Here is a 23,356-nt window from a genome sequence, read left to right on the forward strand (position 1 = left end):
TATCTTTAATCCAAAATCTAAAATCCAAAATCCAAAATCGCACTTATGTACCTGAAAACTCTAAACCTCCGACAATTTCGCAATTACCAAGACCAAAAGGTTGAGTTTAATGCTGCCAAAACAATTTTGGTAGGTAATAACGCTCAGGGTAAGTCGAATTTGTTGGAGGCAGTGGAGTTGCTGGCGACATTGCGATCGCACCGAATGACCCGCGATCGCGATTTAGTTCAAGAAGGGGAAGCTATAGCTCAAATTAATGCTACTCTTGAGCGACAAACTGGCGTGAGTGACCTTACCTTAACCTTGCGCCGCAACGGTCGCCGTAGCGTTGCTCTCAATGGTGAATCTATCCGCCGTCAAATGGATTTTCTCGGCGTTCTGAATGCAGTCCAATTTTCCAGCCTGGATTTAGAACTAGTACGCGGCGGCCCAGAAGGTCGCCGCAACTGGTTAGATACACTCTTAATTCAACTCGAACCAGTTTACGCTCACATTTTGCACCAGTATAATCATGTGTTACGCCAGCGCAATGCTTTTTTAAAAAAAACTCAAGACTCAGCACCCAGGAATCAGGATTCAGAACTGGCGGTGTGGGATGCACAGTTAGCCACCACAGGGACACGGGTAATTAGACGGCGCGATCGCGCTATACAAAGATTAGCTCCCATTGCTAGTGCTTGGCACGCTAGTATCAGCGGCAGTACAGAAGTTCTACAAATCAAGTATGTGCCTAATATTCCTTTAGAGGATAATCAGCCAGAAGAAGTCCAGCAAGCTTTTTTAGCAAAAATTCAACAGCGAGCGATCGCTGAAATGCACCAAGGCACTACTCTCGTCGGTCCCCATCGAGACGAAGTAGAATTAACTATTAACCAGACACTCGCTCGTCAATACGGTTCTCAAGGTCAACAACGAACGCTGGTTCTAGCCTTAAAATTAGCAGAATTACAATTAATTGAAGAAGTCGTCAAAGAGCCACCGCTGCTATTACTAGATGATGTTCTTGCCGAGCTCGATCTGTCCCGCCAAAATCAATTGCTTGATGCTATTCAAGACCGCTTTCAAACGCTGATTACTACCACTCATTTGGGTTCTTTTGATTCCCAGTGGTTAAAGTCCTCCCAAATTCTTTTTGTGAAAGCAGGAGAAATAATCCCACAGGTCTAATAATTATGGTTGAAAACCTGCTTGACAAATTCATATTTTTACTCAGCAACGTCAAATTATTTAATATTCTAAAATCTGATAACTACAGATTCAAGAAGACTCATAGCTGCGCTTCAGCGCTAATACAAACAATTTCTACTTAGCTCGCATTAATCACAAGTTAGGCGTTGGCAAGCCTCATAACCTTTATCTATAGCGATTCTCAATTGCATAAAATACAGACCTAACAAGAACAGCCCCAACCCTTGTAGCGTTGAGGAGTAAGCCTCAAAGCCTCTGACGCCACGTGCAACAAGAGTGGTTCGCCAGATGCCAGTTGCTCATGAGGAGCCACTGCCGTGGACGGGTTAAGAGGCATAAAGCAGGCAGTGCGCCCAAGCGGTTTCCCGACTTGTCCCTTGTGCGTCTCCTGTCTTGAGAAGCAACTGCCGTCAAGTGGCGTGGAAATTCCCTCTCCAGAGCGCTGGCTCCCCAACGCAGTTAGGAGAGAGGAATGGAAGTGAGGTCAGACTGTAATGTATCCAAACGAGAACCGCTATAGTCTATATTTTGGGCGTTTTTCATTGATAGAAGACTTTGACAGAGTGTTTAATGCCTCGTTTTGCCTCAATCTAGGTGAAATCGTCTTTAGAAATCTGGGTTAGAGGCTGTAATCCTTGTAATTCCCTTGTTCAGTACCTCATATCCCATGTTCAGTAGCTTGGTTGAAAAATTTTAGTATTTTCTCTAACCCAACTAAAACATAGATAATAAAAGCCTGAACCTCTCACCAATATTGAGTTAGAGCTGTTTGATTAAAATTAAGGTTTTGACCGAACAAGCTATAGGGGGCAAAATTTTAACTACATGTACTCATACTCAATGTTTGTAATAGCTAAATTTTGTCTGGGGTATTGTTGTATAGTAATAATTGTCAAAAAACAACACAAGAAACTTCTTGTATAAGTCGGATTCTGCCACGCAATTGCAATGCTTTCAGCTTGTGTTTTAGCATTTATGCAAAAAGTCTAATATGTCTATAAAAATGTGGTAGGTAGATACGATAAGTTACTGGATTCTTTATATCATCAGCTTTTAAGCCTGTTGTGTCACACCTTCAAGGAGTAAAAATTCTTGGAAAAATTTTCCTCAGCTTCACCTATAACTAATCCAGACGTTTCGGCTGGTACAAATTCACATTCAAGATTGTACATACCATCCCTCGATGGAATAAGAACTATTGCTTTCCTAATTGTCTTTCTATTCCATGCAGGACTTAAAAAGCTTGCTCCAGCAGGCTTCGGTGTAACAGTATTTTTCTTTCTTAGTGGCTATTTGATAACAACTCTTCTGAGGCAAGAATATGATCGCTATCATACTTTTGATTTTAAGCTCTTCTATCTAAGACGAATCCTGCGTATTTGGCCGCCATTTTATCTCGTGTTGGGATTAGGAGCTGGCTTAACTGTCTTAGGATTACTTAAGGGACAAATTGACTTACCGCCCTTCTTGGCTCAGTGTCTGCACTATGGCAACTATTATCGCGTTTTGGTTAGCGAAAATAATGTTGCTGTCGGTAGTTGGGTATGTTGGTCTCTAGCTGTCGAAGAGCACTTCTATTTACTTTTTCCACTGCTTTATGTAACTCTACGTCAACTGCATGTAAGTCCACGCAGACAAATGCTAATTTTTTGGGTATTATGTTTAGCTGTCTTACTCTGGCGCTGTGTTCTAACTTATAGTTTTGGAGCATCTTTTGATCGTGCATATTATGGAACAGATACGCGTCTAGATAGTATTTTATTCGGCTGTGCATTGGCAGTAAATGGTAATCCGATGTTGGATGCACAGCACTATTCTAATAAAGTCTGGAAGTATTTCTTCCTGCCGGCAGGACTAATCTTGATTCTTTTCTCATTTATATATCGCTCACCTGATTTTAAACAAACCTTTGCTTTTACTATACAGGGAATTGGGTTATACCCAATCTTTATTACTGCTATTCGCTTTCCCAATTGGGGATTATTCGCAATCCTAAATTTAAAGTGGATACGCTTTCTTGGTATACTATCTTACTCCCTGTACCTTGTTCATGACACTGTGATCTTAGCAGTTGAGATGTATTTACCCCAATTGCATAAAGTTCTCCAAGGAGGAATTTCTCTATTAATTTCTTTTGGATTAGCCTATGTGATTCACCAGTTTATAGAGTTTCCATTGGGACAGCTACGCAAAAAGTTTTCACGGGCATAACATGGCATAAAAGACATGAGCTATGCGCGGCATCTTCTCCCCTTCTCCCAAAGGGAGAGGCTAGCACCTGCCGTAGGATGCCCGAACATAAGAGCGTCTCCTGTCTTGAAAAGGGCTGTAGGGAGAAGACCACGCTGCTTCATGAAATTCTATTATTCCATTATCCAAAATTGATAGACTATGGATGTTTTTCTAAGCTTTTAAAAACTTTGAGAACCAGAAAAGTCAGCAAAGCACCAATTAATCCTAACTGCCACAAACCACAGCCAGCAGCAATTCCCAAAGCAGCCGAAACCCAAATAGCCGCTGCTGAGGTGAGTCCGTGAATTTCAGGTTGCTGTGATTTTTGGGAAGATTGGCGGACAATTTCTCCAGCACCAAGAAATCCTACACCGGCTGCAATCCCCTGAATTACGCGGCTGAGTGCATCAGGACTGGACTGTGACCCACCTGTTTGGATAATTATGAGAATAAACATGGCTGAACCTAAACTCACGAGCATATGAGTTCTTAAACCCGCTGGTTTGCGCTTAATTTGGCGTTCTAAGCCGATAATTGCTCCAATAAGTAATGCAATGCATAGCCTGAAGCTGATATTTAGCCAATCATTAGTTGCAAGGTAGTAAGTGTTTGGCAATACTTAGTCTGGTATAGAGAATTTTATTTATATAATAAATATTAGTACAGCACGGCTAAAATCCAGCTATCATCTTAATTAACAAGACTTGCAGCAAAACCCCTTGTTAAAGGTAGGCAGACTTCGCCAAGCTGTATTAGGTTAATTAGTAATATTTTTACAAAAATAGTGCAAAAATATTTTAATCTTTTATTGATGGGGTCTAATTCAACGGGTGTAATTTAATAGCCTATATAATATTTGGATTTTATCAATTTGGGAATAGTTTGTTATGTGCAAATTAATATCTTCCATTATTAAAATAATTTTAACAATAAGATATTATTTTTGTCAATAATAAATGAGGGGTTGCATTCTTAAATTATGACAATGATCATAATTTGGGCAAACGACATGAATTTATCAGTTTATTAAATAGGTTTTGAACTATTTAAAATGACTAAACTATAAAATTCTACCTCAAATTGCTAGATTTAACTCATACACTCAATAATTAGATACCGCCATCTACAACTCGATCAAACAACTAAACCCCCGGTTTCAGGGAAGAGAGGCGAAATGAAGGAAAAAATTTGATTTACAAAGGAGTCGAATTACAGTAGTACATTGTGTAACTAGCAATTAACCACTAATAAGGTTGGCAAATTAAACGTAAATGCTGGAAACTCTTGCTAGTAGGTAGTCAATGGATTTACGGCTGATAATGTACCAGCAGGGAATGGCTGTGATTACAAATAGACAACTGACACTAACAAATTGAGTGGACAAACTCTACTGGCTAGACCAAATTAAACTACAAGACCGCGCCAAAGTAGGTGACAAAGCGTTTTACTTGAGCAAAATTATCCAGCGTGGCTATCCGGTGGTCCCTGGTTTTGTCGTTTCGGCAGAATTTCTGCGACAATTTCTCGAAAATCTTAATAGTTCAGAGTCATTAGTGGCTGATTTACCCCATTCTTCGTTACACCTGGATGTCACTAATTGGCGTCAACTTCAGCAGGTGGCTGGTCGCTTGCGCCAAGAAATTCTCACTGCGACTGTGCCACAGCAGTGGGTGAGTACAATTTTTCAAGCAGCTAGAGAATGGCAAACTGGCTGTTTGATTCTTCGACCTACCTTGGCAGTATCGACTGCTATCCCAGGTCTAAACAATATATCTGGTTTGCTGGAGTCGGTGTTTTGCCAGTGCGAACCCGAAGCGATCGCTTTTGCATTAAAGCGTACCTGGAGCCAGATATTTCGTGCTAGAAGTCTACTATATTGGCAGCACTCAGGAATTAACCTGCAACAAATCAGTTTAGCAGTTTTGGTTCAACCAGTTGAGAATGCGATCGCCAGTGGCTTGCTCAGAGCCAACTCCTCTGGGTGGGAAATTGAAGCTACTTGGGGATTAGGAGTTGCGATCGCTCTTGGCGAAGTCCAGCCAGATGTTTACTACATTCAACAGGCAACTGGGGTTGTGCTTGAGCAACATCTGGGCAATAAAATGCTGGCTTATGGTGTTGATGATCCAAGCCCCGAAGCTTTTTTGCAACCCGTGCCGAACTCTGTACTAACGCCAGATCACACTTGTCTAAGTAGCTACGTAATTCAGTCAGCCCAACAAAAACAGTACGCTTTACAAGAAGAATACTTACAACAAATAATTGCTCTAGGAACTCAACTGGTAAGTGAACTAGGTAAAACTTTTACCATCAAATGGACTATTGCTCAACAAACTACATCTGGCAAGCTCTACATAACACAAGTTAGTTCTCCCCAATCTGTAATTCCCCACAGACACTTCATTAGGGGACTAGGGGCGGCAGGGGGACGGGTTGTGGCAAATGCCCTAGTAATTACTAATCCACAACACAAACCTGAACAACTACCTGAGGGAGTAATTTTAGTAATACCAACGATCGCACCTGATTGGCTACCATTACTGCAACAGGTTGCTGGTATTATTACCGAACAAGGTGGATTAACCAGCCACGCTGCAATTCTTGCCAGAGAATTAAATATCGCAGCAGTAGTGAACGCAACATCTGCTACAAGCTTAATCCAAACTGGCGAACGACTGCTGCTTGATGGCGACAGAGGAGAAGTTTATCGGATCAAAGGAAACTCAAAGGAGGAGATGGAAAGTGGGAGACTGGGAGGAGAAAATTTTATTTCCCCAAATCACCCCAACCCTAAAACACCCCATCCTCTTCTTACTTCTCATCTACCTATGATTGCTACCCAACTGCTGGTTAACTTGAGTCAGTCAATTTTAATAAAACAAGTGCAAAGTTTCCCTGTGGATGGGGTGGGATTGTTGCGCTCAGAATTAATGGTACTAAATATATTGTCCGGGCAACATCCTAATAGTTGGATTTTAGGCGGGCGTCAGGCAGAATTGTTAGAGCTATGGTCTGAGCAGATTATGCAGTTTGCCCGTGCTTTTGCACCAAGACCAGTTTTTTATCGTTCTTTAGATTGGCGATCGCAGGATTTCCCTTCATTGAATGATAATTTACAATCTTCACCCCAGTCGATGTTGGGTGAACGTGGCACCTTCAGCTATTTACGAAATCCCGCAGTATTTGAGTTAGAACTGAAAGCTTTAGCAAGTGTACAGCAAGCTGGCTACAGCAATGTCAATCTGCTGTTGCCTTTTGTTCGGACTGTAGAAGAGTTTGTCTTTTGCCGTCGTAAAGTTGAGCAAGCTCTTTTAACTGAGGTGTCACAGTTTCAATTGTGGATGATGGCAGAAGTGCCAAGTGTATTGTTTTTACTGCCAGAATATGTCAAAGCAGGTGCAGCTGGAATTTCTATTGGTACAAACGACCTAACCCAATTACTGCTAGGAGTGGATCGAGAACAAGGACAGTTAGCAAAAGTATTTAATGAACTTCATCCGGCAGTTATGAAGGCGATCGCTCAACTGATCCAAATGGCTAAAAGTGCTGGCATACCTTGTTCAATCTGCGGTCAAGCACCAGCCCTCTATCCAGAAATTATTGATAAGTTAGTGGAATGGGGCATAACTTCCATTTCTGTTGAACCGGAAGCAGTCGAGCGAACATATCAGGCGATCGCTCGTGCTGAACAACGCTTAATTTTAGCAGCTGCACGACGAGAACTTGATTAGTTAGGAGTAATTCAATTTTAGATTTTTCCTTCAGTTCAAAATTCCAAATATTAAATAAATTTTAAAATGTCTTTGATGCTGAGTATGCATATTAATAAAAATGATAAACAATCCTGAGTGTTCTGAAAGTCTTAGTTACTGGCAACGAAGTAATGATTGGTTCGGTTGTTGAAAAAGTTTTAGGTGCTGACGGATGTGAAGTGATTGGCTTTGATATTGCAAATGGTCATAATATTCTGAATCCAAATGAAATTGGTTCGGCACTTAAAGGCTGCGATGCAGTTGTTCATCTTGCAGCGCTACTTGGACACTCTGAAGATGCGCCGGATGAAATAATGGCAGTCAATCTTCTCGGAACTTGGCATATCAACCGTTTTCTTCTAAGTTTATTTCACCTCAAAAATGGTTTAGTTGCATCTTTCTTTTGACAGGAAAGATTTTTCAGGAGAATTACTAATTAAAACCCCAAATCTCAAAGCCCAAATTGCCGCGAATATCAAACGTTTGGCGTGTTAGAGTTTGCACGTCCTGAGTTTATCCCTATCCTATTATCTGGTTGGCTAAGACCTAAAGTTACTCGTTTCATAATCCAGTACAAACCGCCAAGTACCACAAAGGTGATAACAATAATTACTAGGGGCTGTTTCCCAAGAATTTCTTCTACTCCTTTGGTTAGTACGGCATCGGGTTGAGTAATAAAATCCCAACTATTGAAACGCAAAAATCGCCCCCAATAAACACCAACAGCGCAGAGAAAATGTGTGATCAACTCAAAGCGCCAAATCCATTGGCTTTTGCCAATGCGATGTAAATAGTAACCCCAATTGATTAACGAGATTACATAAGCTTCAAACCCACCTAAAATTACTAATAAATACACAGGAATGAGTACCAAAGTAATCATCCAAATCGATTGAATCGTGCGGATATCGTCTATTAGGTGAATTACATCAGTCAACAAATACGGTGCATTCGGTAAGAAAGCGTAGAAAACTAAGAATCCCAGCCACCAAAGCCAAGTGCCACCACGCTTGATGCGAAATAGCCACACACTCAAAGCTAAAGGTATAAAAGCCAGAAATAAGTTCCAAGTCATCCAACTCATATTAATTCGCAAGACCTGTACAACTCTGGCTATCAATTCTTCTTTCATAGGTGCTAACTCAGAAGACGTTTGATTGATCTAGATTCACTCTGTAGTGTTAGTATTAACCTCAGTGATTGACTGATGAAATTTTTATACCCCCAGGAAATTTATTTCCTCCAAGACCAGACAAGGCTTTTGTGTCATTTGAAAGAAAATGCACACTGATATGATATATGTATGAAATTTAGAGTTTTTATATCTTTCATATTGGGGGATGAAATTTATCAATCAATCAGCTTAAATCACTAGTATAGCCAGAAAAATCATCAGGGTAAAATTTACCACAGAAAGAAAGTCTGAGCTACAAAAACGCCGCACAATAACTGACTGTGGATTTTTTTATGGGAATGTTGCCCCTGTCCTGGCTATTATATTGATTTTCTTTTGCCCTAGTCGAGTTCCAGATGCATCTTAAAGCTTTTACCAAGAGACTGAAAATAATCGTGTAATCTCTTGAGAACGAATTCACCAAATTGGATTATTCTGGCTGGCTACAATACTTATTCATTTCATTCACTAAGGTATCCGACTGCTTGCCAACAGTTGTAGCTGCTGTCAGTGCTGAATCAATTTCGGCTCTGGCCTTTTCAATTTTTTCTCTACCCGATGCCGAGGCTTCTGCTGTTTTAGTCACACCAAGTGCCCTAGCTGCTTGGGCGATCGCTTCACTGAGATTCTGAAAAATTTTGACAAAACTGCTTTGAAATTCTTTCAGCTTGGGGTCTGTTAACTTCAGCTCCCCAATCGATTTAGTTACAAATTCTAAATCTTTAGACAGTTGTAAGCTGGTGATCACTTGGGTTCCTTTATTTTTATCAATCAAAGAAGTTCCAGTATTCACAACTCGAATCAGTCGCTGGCACTGGGAGACTTTATTTCCGTTACAACTACTAATAAACAAAGCAATGGTCAGGCTAACAAAAGCAATAACAGTATATTTATGTGAAATAGACATTAACACCCCAACAGCAATAAACCCAGAATATAGTATCCAGTATTATGAGTAGAAAAGTAACCAAGTAGAGGGATTAGGCATTGGGCATAGGTTATTCCCCTCATCTCCCTCATCTCTTCTATCTCCCCCCCTACTCCCCACTCCCCCTCATCTGCGATCACCAATCTATCGGTAAATCCAACTGGTCTAAAGTAGCACCATTTTGTAAAAGCGGCTGAATATTACTGTCTATTTGAATGCTAACCACCAGACACTCTCAAAGCGCGTTGAACCACATCTGTCTTAAAGGATGTTTTAAAAGAAAGTTCTTTAAGCGAAAAGCAAAAGGTTTTAGATCCCCCTAAATCCACGCCACTTGCTTCTTTTTACAGCCCTTCTCAAGACAGGAGACGCACTCGCATTCGGGCATCCTACCGCAGGCGTTAGTCTTTCCCAATGTGAGAAGGGGCAGCCCTGCTTCCTTGGTGGTTCCAAGAGTTGTAGCAAGTGGCATGAGACGCTACGTCAAAAAGTTGGGCATTGCCCATTCAACGCAGTGCCTCCCCATGAGCGAGTTGCGTGGCTTAGGGGAGATCAATAAGTGCCTAAAATCACGTGCAGATACTTTTCAAGTAACCTTTTAGTAAGGGCGCAAAGTCTTGCGCCCCAAAAGTGCGAGTCTTTTAGTGATTTCACCCACTATTACTACATTTTCCATTTAGTCGCAATCACTACTTTATATTTATTTCTCTATTTTCTCACTAATGATTTTGGATTGGTATATTAGCTTTACTAAATACTAAAAAATCTTCACATAGTCTTGATAAACTGTATATTTGCTCACTTAGCTGACTTAATGGTACAGTATTAATTAGTTTTTTGTATAAAAAGATTCTATGAGATTCAGAATATTACTATGAAAACGAGTGGTTAAATTTAAAGTTTAGATGAAGTTTAGCTAAATATTTTAAATTGAGCTATTGGAATTACTAAACTTTTCAAAACAGCTAACTGTAACAAAAGTATTCATTAAATTTTGACTAACCAGGTTTAGTCAAGAAAGCCAGCAAATGTTTGGCTTGATTTCCCTCGGTCTTTACACATCCTCGCTCTGTAATGTGAAATTATGAAGACAAACTCATCCAACTCGCTGTTAACAGTACCAACTGGCCCACTAAAGATTTCAGAGTTGCCCCCCAACAGTATGGGTACAAGTAGTGAATCTACCCATCTTTCCCTAGTAATTCCTACTTACAAAGAGCGTGACAACATTAAGAATGTGGTCAGCATATTGAGTCAGTTACTGGATGAATCTATTCCAGGAAAGTATGAATTGATTGTGGTAGACGATGATAGCCCAGACCGAACTTGGGAAGTAGCAGAATCCTTGACGAAAGAATACCCACAGTTGCGGGTGATGCGACGCCAACAGGAACGGGGGCTGTCCTCAGCAGTGATTCGTGGGTGGCAAGCAGCTACGGGGAGTGTATTGGGGGTGATTGATGGAGATTTGCAACATCCACCAGAGGTGCTGATGCAACTGTTGCGTAGTATTGAGCAGGGAGCAGATATAGCAGTAGCCAGCCGTCATGTAGAAGGAGGCGGTGTAAGTAGCTGGAGTGTTGTCAGGCGTTTCTTGTCTCGTGGCGCTCAACTGTTAGGCTTAGTGATTTTACCAGGGGTACTGGGCAGAGTTTCCGACCCCATGAGTGGTTATTTTATGGTACGTCGGAGTGCGATCGCAAATGCAACACTCAATCCAGTCGGATACAAAATTCTCCTAGAAGTAATCGGGCGGGGAAAAGTAGACCAAGTTGCCGAAGTTGGGTATGTGTTCTGCGAACGCAAAGAGGGTGAGAGTAAGGTGACATGGAAGCAATATATAGATTACATCCACCACTTAGTGCGGTTGCGGCTTTCCACAGGGCGAGTCGGACGATTGAGTAGAAAAGTCAATTTCCCCGTTGGTCGATTCCTCCGCTTTGGGTTGGTTGGCTTTAGTGGTGTGTTTGTGGATTTAACGGTGTTTTACTTGCTGCGGACTGTGATTCATTTGGGTTTAACTCGCAGTACAATTCTTTCAGCCGGAGTGGCAATCATAAATAATTTTCTATGGAATGATTTATGGACTTTTGGTGATATTTCTCGGAGGCAACGTGATCCGCATCAACGTTTCAAGCGATTCTTGAAGTTCAGTGTGATCTGTTTGGCAGGAGTTATATTACAAGCTCTAATAATTAACTTTCTCTATAATGTCTTGGGGATAAATCAGTATTTAGCTAAGTTGATAGCGATCGCAGTTGCTACCATCTGGAATTTTTGGATTAATTTGAAACTTAGCTGGCGCGTCACCGACGTGAAATAATCACAACGAGGGATTTGAGATTTTGATTTTTGTTTTTAGACTTTAGAACGAACTTAAATCTCAAACGTCAAATCTACAAATCCATTCCTGTGAGGACCAGCAATGAGAGTTTTTTTCCAAGGTGCATTTGATTTTTACAGAAAAATTATCTCGTTGCTACCTGCCTATGCTACCCATTTCCTGTCTCTGGCAGATACAAACTCTGGCTTACAACACAAGCATTGGCATCATTGGCAGACTCGCCTCCCTCCTTCCTGGCTTCACCCCTTGCTGAACTTGATGTGGTTAATCATCGGCATCAACTTGCGCCTAGCCAACTTGACTGCAAAGCCTCCTTGGACTGATGAGTTTTCCACCCTGGTCTTTAGCTTGGGGAATACTTTTTTATCAGTACCTCTAGATCAAGCGATCGCACCTGATATCCTATTGCAACCACTGCAACCAAACCCAGCAGCTAGTGTTGGTGATGTCATTCATAACTTAGTTACACAAGATAACCATCCACCACTGTATTTTGTGCTAGCTTACTTGTGGATGAAATTATTTAAGAGCGAAGGAGGATTAGTATCGCTGTTTGCTGCGCGATCGCTACCAGCTATAATCGGTACTGCCTCCATTCCATGTATTTACATATTAGGTAAACTAGCGTTTCGTTCGCCATTAGTGGGACACTTGGCTGCTGCCATGATGGCAGTATCACCCTACGGCGTCTTTTTAGCACAAGAAGCACGCCAATACAGTTTGGCAGCCTTATGGGTAACTGCTTCCCTTACCTGCTTAATAATTGCCACCCGTCATATTCAAAACCGCACACCTTTACCCATCTGGATAGCACTTCTCTGGGTAGGAATTAATGCTTTAGGTGTTGCTACTCATTACTTCTTCACTCTCACCCTCTGCACAGAAGGTGTAGTTTTGATTTTTCTTGCTTGGCATCAATTCCAGACTAGCAGCAAATTTTCTCTTTTATTCTCTCCTCCCTGGCGGCGCATCTATGCCGTTGCTACAGGTACAATTGTTGCGAGTTTAATTTGGCTACCAATCTTTTTACAAAATAGAAATCGTGATAATTTGACCGAGTGGATTCGAGGTTCTCGCGTCGGACTAGATTGGTTCAGCCCAATTTTTCAAGCTTTAGGAACATTGATTGCAATGATTTCCCTCCTCCCAGTTGAATCTTCACAGCTATTAGTTGTGATTCCTTCTGGACTGGTAATGTTGATTTTCTTTATTTGGGCAGTACCAATTTTGCTGCGTGGGATCAAGATTCAACTACACCACCCAGAAACCCGGATTATGATTCAGGTGTTTGCTGGAGTCGTTATCAGTGCGATCGCTTTATTTTTTATTTTTACGTACTTTTTGGGTATTGACCTGACCAGGGGTGCTCGCTATAACTTTGTTTACTTTCCCGCCATTGTTATTTTACTAGGGGCAAGTCTGGCAGTGTGTTGGCATCCTCCCAAGGAATTGATGGGAAGAGAACAAGGAAAAAATGGCATAAAAAGCACAGGTAAATGGGGAATAAACGGGAAAAAAGCCGTGATGTTAATTTGGTTAATGGGATTTTTTAGTGCAGTAACAGTATTCTGCAATCTCGGCTATCAAAAATATTATCGCCCTGACCTTTTTGTGCAACTAATCCAACAAATATCCCCAGTGCCAGTACTGATTGCCACTACCCACAAAACTTATGTACACACTGGGGAAATGATGGGCGTAGCTAGGGAGATTAAACTTGCCAATTTACCTCAAAAACCTTTGTTTCTTCTTGCCCATCAAGACCAAGACCCAAATATTTCCACCATTGCTCTGGAAAATACTTTAAAGAAATTACCACGACCTTTTGACTTGTGGCTGGTAAACTTTCACGCACCCATAGCAGAAACCGTCAAAACATGCGTTAACTCTGATATTCAATCTTTGCCAAGCGTAAACGGCTACGAATATAAACTTTATCATTGCCAGCAGAGTTAATAAGCTGGGGAATGGGGGATGAGGCATGAGGGAGCAGGGGAGCAGGGGAGCAAGGGAGAATTAGAACTGGATTCATCCACCTTTGACACTCGTTCATCCACCTTTGATACTGATTCATTTACCTCAGAACCTCAAAGCTTCCAATGCCCCATCCCCGATACTTCTTTACGAGAGGCTGCGCCAACGGCTTCGCCCAACTCTTGGAGAGGCTGCACCTTAAGCGTAGCTATGCCGCAGGCTTTACGGCCACGCTCAGGACAAGCTCAGTACAAGTGCCCAATGCCCCAATCTAGATACATCTTGTGGAAGTTCCTCAAATATCAAGATCCATAGCAAACTAAAGAAGGAAGAACAAAACATATCTCATGGGTCTTGAAGCAGCGAAGGCTGTAAATAGCGAACAAGGAGGATTTATGCGTGCAGTACTGATGGCAGGCGGTTCGGGAACGCGGCTTCGCCCGTTAACTTGCGATCTCCCTAAACCGATGGTGCCCATTCTAAATCGACCAATTGCCGAACATATTATCAATCTTCTCAAACGACATCAAATTACAGAAGTTATTGCAACATTGCATTATTTACCTGATGCCTTGCGAGACTATTTTCAAGATGGCAGCGATTTTGGTGTCCAGATGACCTATGCTGTCGAAGAAGATCAACCTTTGGGTACAGCAGGCTGTGTGAAAAACATTGCCGAACTCCTTGATGAAACCTTTTTAGTCATTAGCGGTGATAGCATAACAGATTTTGACCTCACGGCAGCGATCGCATTTCACAAACAAAAAAAGTCAAAAGCTACTTTGATTTTAACCAGAGTTCCTAACCCAATTGAATTTGGGGTGGTGATTACCGATGAGGAAGCACGGATTCGGCGATTTTTAGAAAAACCCTCTAGTAGTGAAATTTTTTCCGATACCGTCAACACTGGCACTTACATTCTCGAACCAGAAGTTTTGGAATACATGCCAGCAAATACTGAATCTGACTTTTCCAAAGACTTATTCCCCTTACTATTAGCAAAAGATGAGCCAATGTATGGCTACATTGCTCAAGGTTACTGGTGTGATGTTGGTCACTTAGATGCCTATCGTGAGGCTCAGTATGACGCCTTAGATCAGAAAGTGCAACTAGATTGTGTCTATAAAGAAGTTTCCCCGAAATTATGGGTGGGTCAAAATACTTACATCGACCAAACGGCTGTGATTGAAACGCCAGCAGTGATTGGTGATAATTGCCGCATCGGGGCAAGAGTACAGATTGAGCCAGGAACCGTAATTGGCGATAATGTCACTATTGGTGCTGATGCGAATCTCAAACGTCCCATAGTGTGGAATGGAGCATTTATTGGTGAGGAAGCAGCTCTTTCTGCCTGTGTAATTTCCCGTGGTACTCGTGTAGACCGCCGCGCTCAAGTATTGGAAGCTGCTGTTATCGGTTCACTTTCTACGGTGGGAGAAGAAGCCCAAATTAGCCCCGGCGTGCGCGTTTGGCCCAGTAAAAAGATTGAGTCAGGGGCAATTTTAAACATTAACTTGATTTGGGGAAACACCGCTCAACGGAATTTATTTGGGCAACGTGGTGTGCAAGGATTAGCTAATATCGACCTCACCCCAGAATTTGCCGTAAAATTGGGAGCTGCTTACGGTTCTACTTTGAAACCTGGTTCTAAAGTAACGGTTTCTCGTGACCAGCGTAATGTCTCTCGGATGGTGACGCGATCGCTGATTGCTGGTTTAATGTCAGTAGGTATTGATATTCAAAACCTCGATGCTACAGCTATCCCCATCGCCCGCACGGTTATACCCACAATGTCGGTAGCTGGTGGTATCCATGTGCGGGTACACCCTGATCGCCCCGACTACATTTTGATTGAATTCATGGATGCTAAGGGGATTAATATTTCCAAAGCCCTAGAAAAGAAAATTGAAGGGGCTTACTTTAAAGAGGATATGCGACGGGCGCTAATTCATGAAATTGGTGATGTGTCTTACCCTAGCCAAGTCATGGATCGCTACTGCACTGCTTTTGAGAAACTGTTACATGTTCATACACTCCGCAACAGCAGAGCAAAAGTGGTTATTGACTATGTTTATGCGGTTTCTGGGGCAGTTTTACCCCAAATGTTAGATAAATTTGGTGCTGATGCAGTGGTGCTGAATGCCAGTGTCACTAAAACAGCGATGTCAATCACTGACCGCGAAGGACTGCTGACTCAGTTAGGTCATGTAGTCGAGGCATTGAAAGCTAACTTTGGTGTGCAAGTCACGGCTAATGGAGAACAGCTGATTTTAGTTGATGAATCAGGTTTCCCAATTCGTGGGGAAACTTTAACAGCACTGATGGTAGACATGATTCTGACGGCTAACCCCAGAGGAACAGTAGTAGTGCCAGTTCATGCTTCCAGTGCTATTGAACAAGTCGCCCGTCGCCACGATGGCAGAGTGATTCGCACCAAAGCCAATCCTACAGCTTTGATGGAAGCTTGTCAGAAAAATCAAAATGTGGTATTAGGAGGTAGTGGAGAGACTGGTTTTATTTTCCCGCAACTGCATCCGGGATTTGATGCCATGTTCTGCATTGCGAAGATAATTGAGATGTTGACTATCCAGGAGCGATCGCTTGCTGCTGCGCGGTCAGAATTGCCCCGTGTAATTCATAAAACTTATACAATCCGCTGCCCCTGGACAGCCAAGGGTGCTTTGATGCGTTACTTAGTAGAAACTCACCCAGCCCAAAATCTAGAACTCATCGATGGAGTGAAAATTTGTCAACCCTACGATGACAGTTGGCTGTTAGTTTTACCAGATGCCAGCGAACCACTGGTGCATTTGTATGCAAATAGCAACGATCGCGATTGGGTAGATGAGACTGTAAGAAACTACCGCAGCCGTGTTCAGGCGTTTGTGGAAAGACAACAAGAATATCAACCCGCCGAAGTGTAATTCGTAATTTGTAATTCGGAATTCGTAATTGAATTTTTTAATTACGAATTCCGAACTACGAATTATGCGGTTTTCGCTTGGATGCAATCGAGAACCACTATATAAAACTTATGACAATATAGCCTTACTTAATCATCCGTGAAAAGTTAGATCCCCGACTTCGTAAAAGTTGTCGGGGATCTGGACACTGTATATTTTCACAAATCAAATAGGATTGCGATCGCTACTCCTTTCAAGGCATTCTAGAAGCGGTTTGCCTTGTTAAGAGTCTCAGACTGGGAATACCAGTTTAAAAGCTCCGCCTCCCTCTTTTGGCGGCAGAGCCGCCAGGGTATGCATTTCCAGTCTCTGACTGGAAACGAGATTTTACGAGGTTTATAGTTTAAGTTGACACTAATAAGCATTGCTATGCCCCTACGAGAAATCTATATGTATCAGAGTTTGTATGAAACGGTATCAGAGGAGTTAAAAATTATCATCGAGGGCATTCTGGTAAATTTCTCTTAGCGTAATTGCAATCAAAATCAATTAAAGCTTCCCTACTAGAGGTGAATGTTCTAGTTGTGGAGTATGCGTCACTGTTTGGACTTGCTTCAGATGACCAAATTTTCAAATAGTAATGATTATTATCATCGCTAGACCATAATTCATAACGGTAATTACCGCCTCCTCCCTGACTAGTTAAATAGTCAGCTAGTACTTTATTTGATGCAGACAACAAGCTCAATACAGTCAAAACAGGAATTACGGCTACTTTTAGTATTTGGATTAATTTCATAAATGCACAAAAAATTTACCTTTTCTAGCTTCCTCTACCGATGTATTTTTTTAAACCAGTAATAATTCGGAATATCGTGTGAGGATATCGTAAGGCATTTATAAGAAGTTGGCTTGTAGCGCACTCATTCTTGAGGTGGAATTGAACCGTCGCCCGCCTTTTCAGTTTGTTTCTGAAATCCTTTATAAAACTTTACCTAAACCAAATGATAAGTTTTTGCAATTACTCTGGTAGTATATCTTCATGCTTCTTGAGATAGATATTCATTAAGCTAATAGTTACAGTTATTTGCAAACTTTCTCAGGAGATAACGCCATGACAAGCGTGGCTGTTCAAAAACCGGAGTCAATTCCCTGGTGGGCAGGGAACCCCGGTTAACCAACCTCTCAGGTAAGCTTTTGGGCGCTCACGTTGCTCATGCGGGGTTAATTGTTCTCTGGGCTGGTGCAACAACCCTTTTTGAACTTGCCCACTTCAACAGAGCGCAACCAATGTACGAACAGGGCTTAATTCTATTGCCCCATCTTGCAACCCTTGGTTGGGGTGTTGGAAGTGGTGGACAGATAGTAGATACTTATCCTTACTTCGTCGTTGGAGTATTGCACCTAATTAGCTCCGCCTTCCTGGGATTTGGCGGTATCTTTCATGCCCTACGTGGGCCCGCCATCTTAGAAGAGAGATTTTCCTTCTTTGGCTATCGCTGGGAAGATGCTAATAAAATGACCACTATTCTGGGTATTCACCTAGTGTTACTGGGTCTGGGAGCAGGCTTACTAGTTGCCAAAGCCATGTTTTTTGGCGGCTTGTACGATTCTACGGTGGGTGAGGTGCGCGTAGTTTCTAGCCCTACTTTGAACTCCGTCGTCATTTTTGGCTACTTATTTGGTGGCGGTGGCAAACACTGGATTGCTGGAGTCAACAACCTGGAAGACTTGGTTGGTGGTCATATTTGGGTGAGCATTCTCTGCATTGCTGGCGGTATTTGGCACATTACCACTCAACCTTTTGGCTGGACAAAGCAGCTTTTTATCTGGTCAGGAGAAGCATACCTTTCTTACAGTTTGGGTGCTTTAGCTCTAATGGGTTTTATTGCCGCTTATTTTGTCTCCGTTAACACACTAGCTTACCCACCGGAATTTTATGGGCCAGCCCTGAGTATTGGGTTTGACCGTTTTCCCTACTTCCAGAGTGGAAATTTACTATCCTCTCGCGTTTGGCTGGCGAATGCTCATTTTTGGCTAGCTTTCTTCTTTCTTCAAGGGCATCTTTGGCACGCTTTACGCGCTGCTGGATTTGACTTCCGCGCTTGGAGAGTCGTCCGTTCAACTCGTGGGGAGGCAATCTAACTATGGCAACTGCAACCATAATCCCGCAGGAATCCGGTTGGTGGGCTGGCAATGCCCGATTCATTAACCTATCGGGTAAGCTTTTGGGCGCTCATGTTGCTCATGCTGGGTTGATTGTCCTTTGGGCAGGAGGAATGACGTTATTTGAAATCACCAAATACGACCTCTCCCGACCGATGTATGAACAGGGATTAATTTTGCTGCCCCATCTGGCAACTTTAGGATTTGGTGTTGGCGAGGGCGGCCAAATTGTTGATACCTATCCTTTTGTTGTAATTGGTGTCTTACATCTGATTAGTTCTGCTGTACTAGGTGCTGGTGGCATTTACCATGCTGTTCTAGGCCCAGCAGTGTTGGATGATAACCCGTCTTTCCCTGGCTTGTTTGGCTACGACTGGAAAGATGAAGACAAGATGACCACGATCATCGGCATTCATTTGCTGTTGTTGGGGTTGGGGGCTTGGTTGTTGGTGGCAAAGGCGCTGTTTTGGGGTGGTCTTTATGATCCAGCAGTGGCATCTGTACGAGTGATTACTGAACCGACTATTAACCCAGGTCGCATCTTTGGCTATCTCTTCGGTGCTTTTGGCAAACAGGGAATGGCAGCAGTTAATAACCTAGAAGATGTCATCGGGGGACATATCTGGGTAGGAATACTCTGTATTGCCGGGGGATTTTGGCACATTCTCACCAAGCCTTTTAGTTGGGCGAAAAAGGTACTATTTTGGTCTGGTGAGGCTTACCTATCCTATAGCCTGGGCGCTCTGGCTTACATGGGTTTGTTGGCAGCATATTTTGTAACGGTAAATGATACCGTTTATCCCACAGTTTTCTATGGTCCGTTAGGACTGAATACTACTGCATCGGGAGTGATTACGGTTCGTACTTGGCTAGCAACCAGTCACTTTGCTTTGGCAGTTGTCTTTTTAGCTGGTCATATCTGGCACGCAGTGAGGGTGCGTGTCATAGCGGCTGGACTTGATTTTAAGCAGGGAGTTATCAATCCTGCGGGGAGTCCTGAAATCGGGAATTTCGACACCCCGGTGAATGCTTCTGATATCACCCTGAAGTTGTTGGCAAATCTTCCTATTTACCGTCAAGGCTTGTCTCCCTTTTCACGGGGGCTGGAAATTGGTATGGCGCACGGTTATTTCTTGATTGGCCCGTTCGTAAAACTAGGCCCACTGCGGGATACGGAGTTGGCAAATCTAGCAGGGCTACTTGCGACAATTGGTCTGGTATTGATTTTGTCTATTTGCTTGTGGTTGTATGGTAGTGTGTCATTTCAAAAACGCAAACCTGCTCAAGGGGAACTACCGGAAAACATGAAAACGGCTAAGTCTTGGAGCGAGTTTGATGCTGGCTGGACAGTGGGTAGCTGCGGAGGAGCTTTGTTTGCCTTCCTGCTGTTAACCAATAGCAGTTTGTTTTTCTAAGTTGCATCAACTTGTGTGAGGTTTACGTACAGGAGGAATGGCTATTGTTGCATAAGTCCTTTTGAACACACAATTATCTATTTATCAGGTGTCAATATGTCGAAAAAAATTGGTTTGTTTTACGGTACTCAAACTGGCAACACTGAATCTGATGCCGAAAAAATTCGGGATGAGTTTGGTGGTGATGTTGTAACATTACATGCCATTTACGAAGCGGATACTAGCACTTTTGATGAGTATGAATTGCTGATTATTGGCTCTCCCACTTGGGATATTGGTCAGCTTCAGAGCGATTGGGAAGGCTTTTTCTCTGATCTGGATGATGTAGATTTTAGTGGTAAGCTGGTCGCGTATTTTGGTGATGGAGACCAATATGGTTATAGCGATAACTTCCAAGATGCAATAGGAATTCTGGAAGAAAAAATTTCCCAACGGGGCGGTAAAACTGTTGGCTACTGGCCAACTGAGGGGTATGAATTTGATCAATCTAGAGCTTTGAAAAATGGCAAGTTTGTCGGATTGGCACTTGATCAAGGTAGTCAATCTGAGTTAACAGACGAGCGAATTAAAACTTGGGTTGCTCAGTTGAAGACAGAATTTGGTTTGTAGAAAGTCAACTTAAGCCTTGGTGAATGGAATACGCGGCTACACAAATAGGAACTACACCTGCGTGGGCTAAAAGAAAATCAAGGTTTTTTACCCGTGCAGATGGGTAGAGCCTAGTGTAGACGCGTTTTCTAATCGCTCTTATAGCTGAAATTGATAATTCAGAAGTTATAGGTATTTATGTCTAATTCATTTGATGTTCTGTGGTTAAATGCTAGTCCTATTTTGAAGCGTTTTGATGAACCATTACTTAAATACTTATCTGGGTATATAAGCGTCGCCCAGTGGGAATACCATCAAACCAAAGATGAAGCCAGTTCCATAGATCAAGCTGTGGAGTTAATGGATGAATTTTTAGAATGCCGCGATCGCCCTGTCCATCTTGCAGGTCATAGTATGGGTGGTGCGATCGCCTTAAGCTATGCTCGTCGATTTCCTCAAAAAGTGCGATCGCTCACTCTACTGGCTGTAGCTGCTCAACCTGCAAACAATTGGCAGGCTCACTATTACTTTCAACGACAACTTTTTCAAATCAGCCGTGAACTTGTTTTGGCAAGCAGCGTTCGCAGTCTTTTTGGAAATCAACCACCTCATACCACTAAGAAGTTAGTAGCTGCCTTAGATAAAGATTTACAACAATCTCCCTCGTCCCACTCTTTGTTTAAGTTGGTTTATTTACCCAAGGGTGGAGTTTCTATGCCAATGATGGTATGTGGTAGCAAGAGTGATCCGGTAGTCAATCCACCTGCATTGCATGACTGGTTGAATTGGTTCAAACCAGAAGATAAGCTGTGGGAATGCCCAGAAGGGTATCATTTTTTTCACTACTTCTATCCCGAACAGGTTGGCAAACAGATTTTGAGTTTTTGGAAATGCCACCATCCGCATCCACTGGAAGCATCTGCACTATCCCTAAGCACTTCTACAAATTAGCAATAAAATTTCGCTTAAAAAGGCTTGCTCTAATTCCCTCCTTTTTAAGGGGAGCCAGCGCGGTCTTCTCCCATTCGTGAGAGGCTAGCGCCTGCCGTAGGATGCCCGTTCGCCGCAAGGCGTCCCGTTAGGGAAGGGCTGTAGGGGTCTCCCCAAGTGGAGCGACTGGCGTGGGTTAGGGAGAATTAAGTCTTAACCCAAGCGGATTGAATTATAAGTGTTCATCCAAACTTGATGTCAGCTTCAGAAAAAACTGCTAGCAAAAACTGATATTTGCTTGCAGCCAAGAGTAGTTAGAGCGGTAATAGTTACTACTGTCGCTTCACTTGTGGTGTCTATTTTTCCTCCGGTTTTGATGATTACATTTTGTAAAGATATGGTTTAAATAAGAATTACTTTCAATAAACTAAATTTGTAATCTCAATAATTGGTAATTAGCTTCAATAAGGAGAGCATGTGGCAAGAAGTGCTGACTACAATCGGTAACGCCTGCGGTAAATTGAACGAAGCCCTCCTCCTTCAGGTAAAAGCTTTAGTTTTACACATGTGCTAGCTGATTTGCTGGACTCACGCGACATTTAACTGCTGAAATAAGAACTAATTAATTGAGTATTATTAGCAACAATTACTAATCGGCTTAACAATGCAGACATACGGCAATCCCAACGTCAAATTTGATTGGTGGAATGGTAACGCCCGCTTCGCCAATCTCTCTGGCTTATTTATCGGCGCTCATGTGGCACAAGCAGCGCTGACGACGCTCTGGGCTGGGGCGTTTACATGGTTTGAACTCTCTCGCTACAATCCCCAAGTGCCTATGGGCGAACAGGGACTGATTTTGCTTCCCCACTTAGCCACCTTGGGTTTTGGTGTGGGTGCAGGTGGTCAGGTAGTCGATACTTACCCTTATTTCGTTATCGGCGCTTTACACTTAATCTCCTCTGCTGTGCTTGGTGCAGGGGCACTTTTCCACACCTTCAAAGGTCCAAAAAACTTAAAAGACGCCACTGGTCGCGCTCGGAAATTTCATTTTGCATGGGACGACCCGAAAAAACTTGGGTTTATCTTAGGACATCACCTGATTTTCTTGGGAGTAGGTGCTTTACTCCTGGTAGGAAAAGCGATGTTCTGGGGAGGACTGTACGACTCGACAATTCACGATGTTCGAGTTGTCACCGACCCCACCCTCAACCCTTTAGTCATTTATGGCTATCAAACCCACTTTGCCAGTGTTAACAACTTAGAAGATTTAGTCGGCGGTCATATCTATGTAGGCTTGTTACTCATTGGCGGTGGTATTTGGCACATCCTCATAGAGCCTTTACCTTGGGCGAAAAAGCTTTTAATTTTCTCCGGTGAAGCCATCCTTTCCTACTCTTTAGGCGGTATTGCTTTAGCAGGATTTGTTGCAGCTTACTTCTGTGCGGTGAATACCTTAGCTTACCCCGTGGAATTTTATGGCCCTATCTTGGAACTAAAACTCGGAGTTAGTCCTTATTTTGCCGACAGCATTAAGTTAGCTAACGGTGGTTACACTTCCAGAGCATGGTTAGCAAATGCTCATTTCTTCTTAGCTTTCTTCTTCTTGCAAGGTCATCTGTGGCACGCCCTACGAGCAATTGGTGTTGACTTTAGCCAAATTGAAAGGGCAATAAATGCCATAGGTAGCGAGTCGTAAAACAATTTTAGATTTTGGATTTTAGATTATGACAATTTAAAATCCGTCTGGGAAAGTTCTGAG

The 23,356-nt window shown here is 42.6% G+C and carries 17 protein-coding genes and 1 pseudogene; 13 read left to right on the forward strand and 5 right to left on the reverse strand.

Features of this window, described 5'->3' with window-relative positions; all coding sequences use genetic code 11:
* The first annotated feature begins 45 nt into the window (after positions 1 to 45).
* On the forward strand, positions 46 to 1,167 hold the full coding sequence (recF, locus tag V7K21_RS28300; protein WP_335179093.1) for a DNA replication/repair protein RecF: 1,122 nt from the start codon (positions 46 to 48) through the stop codon (positions 1,165 to 1,167).
* A 223-nt stretch (positions 1,168 to 1,390) separates the two neighbouring features.
* Here recF and V7K21_RS28305 read toward each other — a convergent pair whose 3' ends face one another.
* The gene (locus V7K21_RS28305) at positions 1,391 to 1,642 is read right to left on the reverse strand and encodes a hypothetical protein (protein WP_335179095.1); all 252 of its coding nucleotides are present in this window, start codon (positions 1,640 to 1,642) and stop codon (positions 1,391 to 1,393) included.
* A gap of 638 nt (positions 1,643 to 2,280) precedes the next feature.
* On the opposite strand from V7K21_RS28305, the gene V7K21_RS28310 reads away from it, so the two are divergent.
* Positions 2,281 to 3,399, forward strand: coding sequence for an acyltransferase family protein (locus V7K21_RS28310; protein ID WP_335179097.1), 1,119 nt, complete (start codon positions 2,281 to 2,283; stop codon positions 3,397 to 3,399).
* 178 nt (positions 3,400 to 3,577) lie between these two features.
* Here V7K21_RS28310 and V7K21_RS28315 read toward each other — a convergent pair whose 3' ends face one another.
* Positions 3,578 to 4,036 carry an MgtC/SapB family protein gene (locus V7K21_RS28315; RefSeq protein ID WP_335179099.1) on the reverse strand — a complete coding sequence of 153 codons (459 nt, stop codon included), beginning with the start codon at positions 4,034 to 4,036 and terminating at the stop codon, positions 3,578 to 3,580.
* A 760-nt stretch (positions 4,037 to 4,796) separates the two neighbouring features.
* Between V7K21_RS28315 and V7K21_RS28320 the strand changes: the two genes are divergently transcribed.
* Positions 4,797 to 7,151: a putative PEP-binding protein gene (locus V7K21_RS28320; RefSeq protein WP_335179101.1), complete on the forward strand. Its 2,355-nt coding sequence runs from the start codon at positions 4,797 to 4,799 to the stop codon at positions 7,149 to 7,151.
* A 122-nt stretch (positions 7,152 to 7,273) separates the two neighbouring features.
* On the forward strand, positions 7,274 to 7,579 hold the full coding sequence (locus V7K21_RS28325) for an NAD-dependent epimerase/dehydratase family protein (RefSeq protein WP_335179132.1): 306 nt from the start codon (positions 7,274 to 7,276) through the stop codon (positions 7,577 to 7,579).
* 68 nt (positions 7,580 to 7,647) lie between these two features.
* Here the strand turns inward: V7K21_RS28325 and V7K21_RS28330 are convergent, their stop codons facing one another.
* Both V7K21_RS28330 and V7K21_RS28335 read right to left on the reverse strand, forming a co-directional pair.
* Positions 7,648 to 8,304 (reverse strand): DUF1361 domain-containing protein, encoded by a 657-nt coding sequence (locus tag V7K21_RS28330; RefSeq protein ID WP_335179102.1) that lies wholly within the window; start codon positions 8,302 to 8,304, stop codon positions 7,648 to 7,650.
* Positions 8,305 to 8,776: 472 nt separating this feature from the next.
* Positions 8,777 to 9,253, reverse strand: coding sequence for a hypothetical protein (locus tag V7K21_RS28335; RefSeq protein ID WP_335179104.1), 477 nt, complete (start codon positions 9,251 to 9,253; stop codon positions 8,777 to 8,779).
* Between the two features lie 1,105 nt (positions 9,254 to 10,358).
* On the opposite strand from V7K21_RS28335, the gene V7K21_RS28340 reads away from it, so the two are divergent.
* The 4 genes from V7K21_RS28340 (at position 10,359) to V7K21_RS28355 (ending at position 16,516) form a co-directional block, all read left to right on the forward strand.
* On the forward strand, positions 10,359 to 11,597 hold the full coding sequence (locus V7K21_RS28340; RefSeq protein ID WP_335179106.1) for a glycosyltransferase: 1,239 nt from the start codon (positions 10,359 to 10,361) through the stop codon (positions 11,595 to 11,597).
* Between the two features lie 102 nt (positions 11,598 to 11,699).
* The gene (locus V7K21_RS28345; RefSeq protein WP_335179108.1) at positions 11,700 to 13,574 is read left to right on the forward strand and encodes a glycosyltransferase family 39 protein; all 1,875 of its coding nucleotides are present in this window, start codon (positions 11,700 to 11,702) and stop codon (positions 13,572 to 13,574) included.
* A gap of 18 nt (positions 13,575 to 13,592) precedes the next feature.
* On the forward strand, positions 13,593 to 13,907 hold the full coding sequence (locus V7K21_RS28350) for a hypothetical protein (RefSeq protein WP_335179110.1): 315 nt from the start codon (positions 13,593 to 13,595) through the stop codon (positions 13,905 to 13,907).
* A gap of 80 nt (positions 13,908 to 13,987) precedes the next feature.
* Positions 13,988 to 16,516: a mannose-1-phosphate guanyltransferase gene (locus V7K21_RS28355; RefSeq protein ID WP_335179134.1), complete on the forward strand. Its 2,529-nt coding sequence runs from the start codon at positions 13,988 to 13,990 to the stop codon at positions 16,514 to 16,516.
* A 475-nt stretch (positions 16,517 to 16,991) separates the two neighbouring features.
* Here the strand turns inward: V7K21_RS28355 and V7K21_RS28360 are convergent, their stop codons facing one another.
* Positions 16,992 to 17,294, reverse strand: coding sequence for a hypothetical protein (locus V7K21_RS28360; RefSeq protein WP_335179112.1), 303 nt, complete (start codon positions 17,292 to 17,294; stop codon positions 16,992 to 16,994).
* A gap of 315 nt (positions 17,295 to 17,609) precedes the next feature.
* Here V7K21_RS28360 and V7K21_RS28365 point away from each other — a divergent pair.
* The 5 genes and pseudogenes from V7K21_RS28365 (at position 17,610) to V7K21_RS28385 (ending at position 23,293) form a co-directional block, all read left to right on the forward strand.
* Positions 17,610 to 18,640 (forward strand): annotated as a pseudogene (locus V7K21_RS28365) (chlorophyll a/b binding light-harvesting protein).
* A gap of 2 nt (positions 18,641 to 18,642) precedes the next feature.
* Entirely contained in the window at positions 18,643 to 20,076 is a 1,434-nt protein-coding gene (locus V7K21_RS28370) for a chlorophyll a/b binding light-harvesting protein (RefSeq protein WP_335179114.1), read from the forward strand.
* A gap of 96 nt (positions 20,077 to 20,172) precedes the next feature.
* Positions 20,173 to 20,685, forward strand: a complete 513-nt coding sequence (gene fldA / locus V7K21_RS28375; RefSeq protein WP_335179116.1) for a flavodoxin FldA — start codon at positions 20,173 to 20,175, stop codon at positions 20,683 to 20,685.
* A 177-nt stretch (positions 20,686 to 20,862) separates the two neighbouring features.
* Positions 20,863 to 21,615 carry an alpha/beta hydrolase gene (locus tag V7K21_RS28380; protein ID WP_335179118.1) on the forward strand — a complete coding sequence of 251 codons (753 nt, stop codon included), beginning with the start codon at positions 20,863 to 20,865 and terminating at the stop codon, positions 21,613 to 21,615.
* A gap of 643 nt (positions 21,616 to 22,258) precedes the next feature.
* Positions 22,259 to 23,293, forward strand: a complete 1,035-nt coding sequence (locus tag V7K21_RS28385; RefSeq protein WP_335179120.1) for a chlorophyll a/b binding light-harvesting protein — start codon at positions 22,259 to 22,261, stop codon at positions 23,291 to 23,293.
* Positions 23,294 to 23,356: the final 63 nt, after the last annotated feature.

The sequence above is a fragment of the Nostoc sp. genome (assembly GCF_036919595.1).
Classification (GTDB): domain Bacteria; phylum Cyanobacteriota; class Cyanobacteriia; order Cyanobacteriales; family Nostocaceae; genus Nostoc.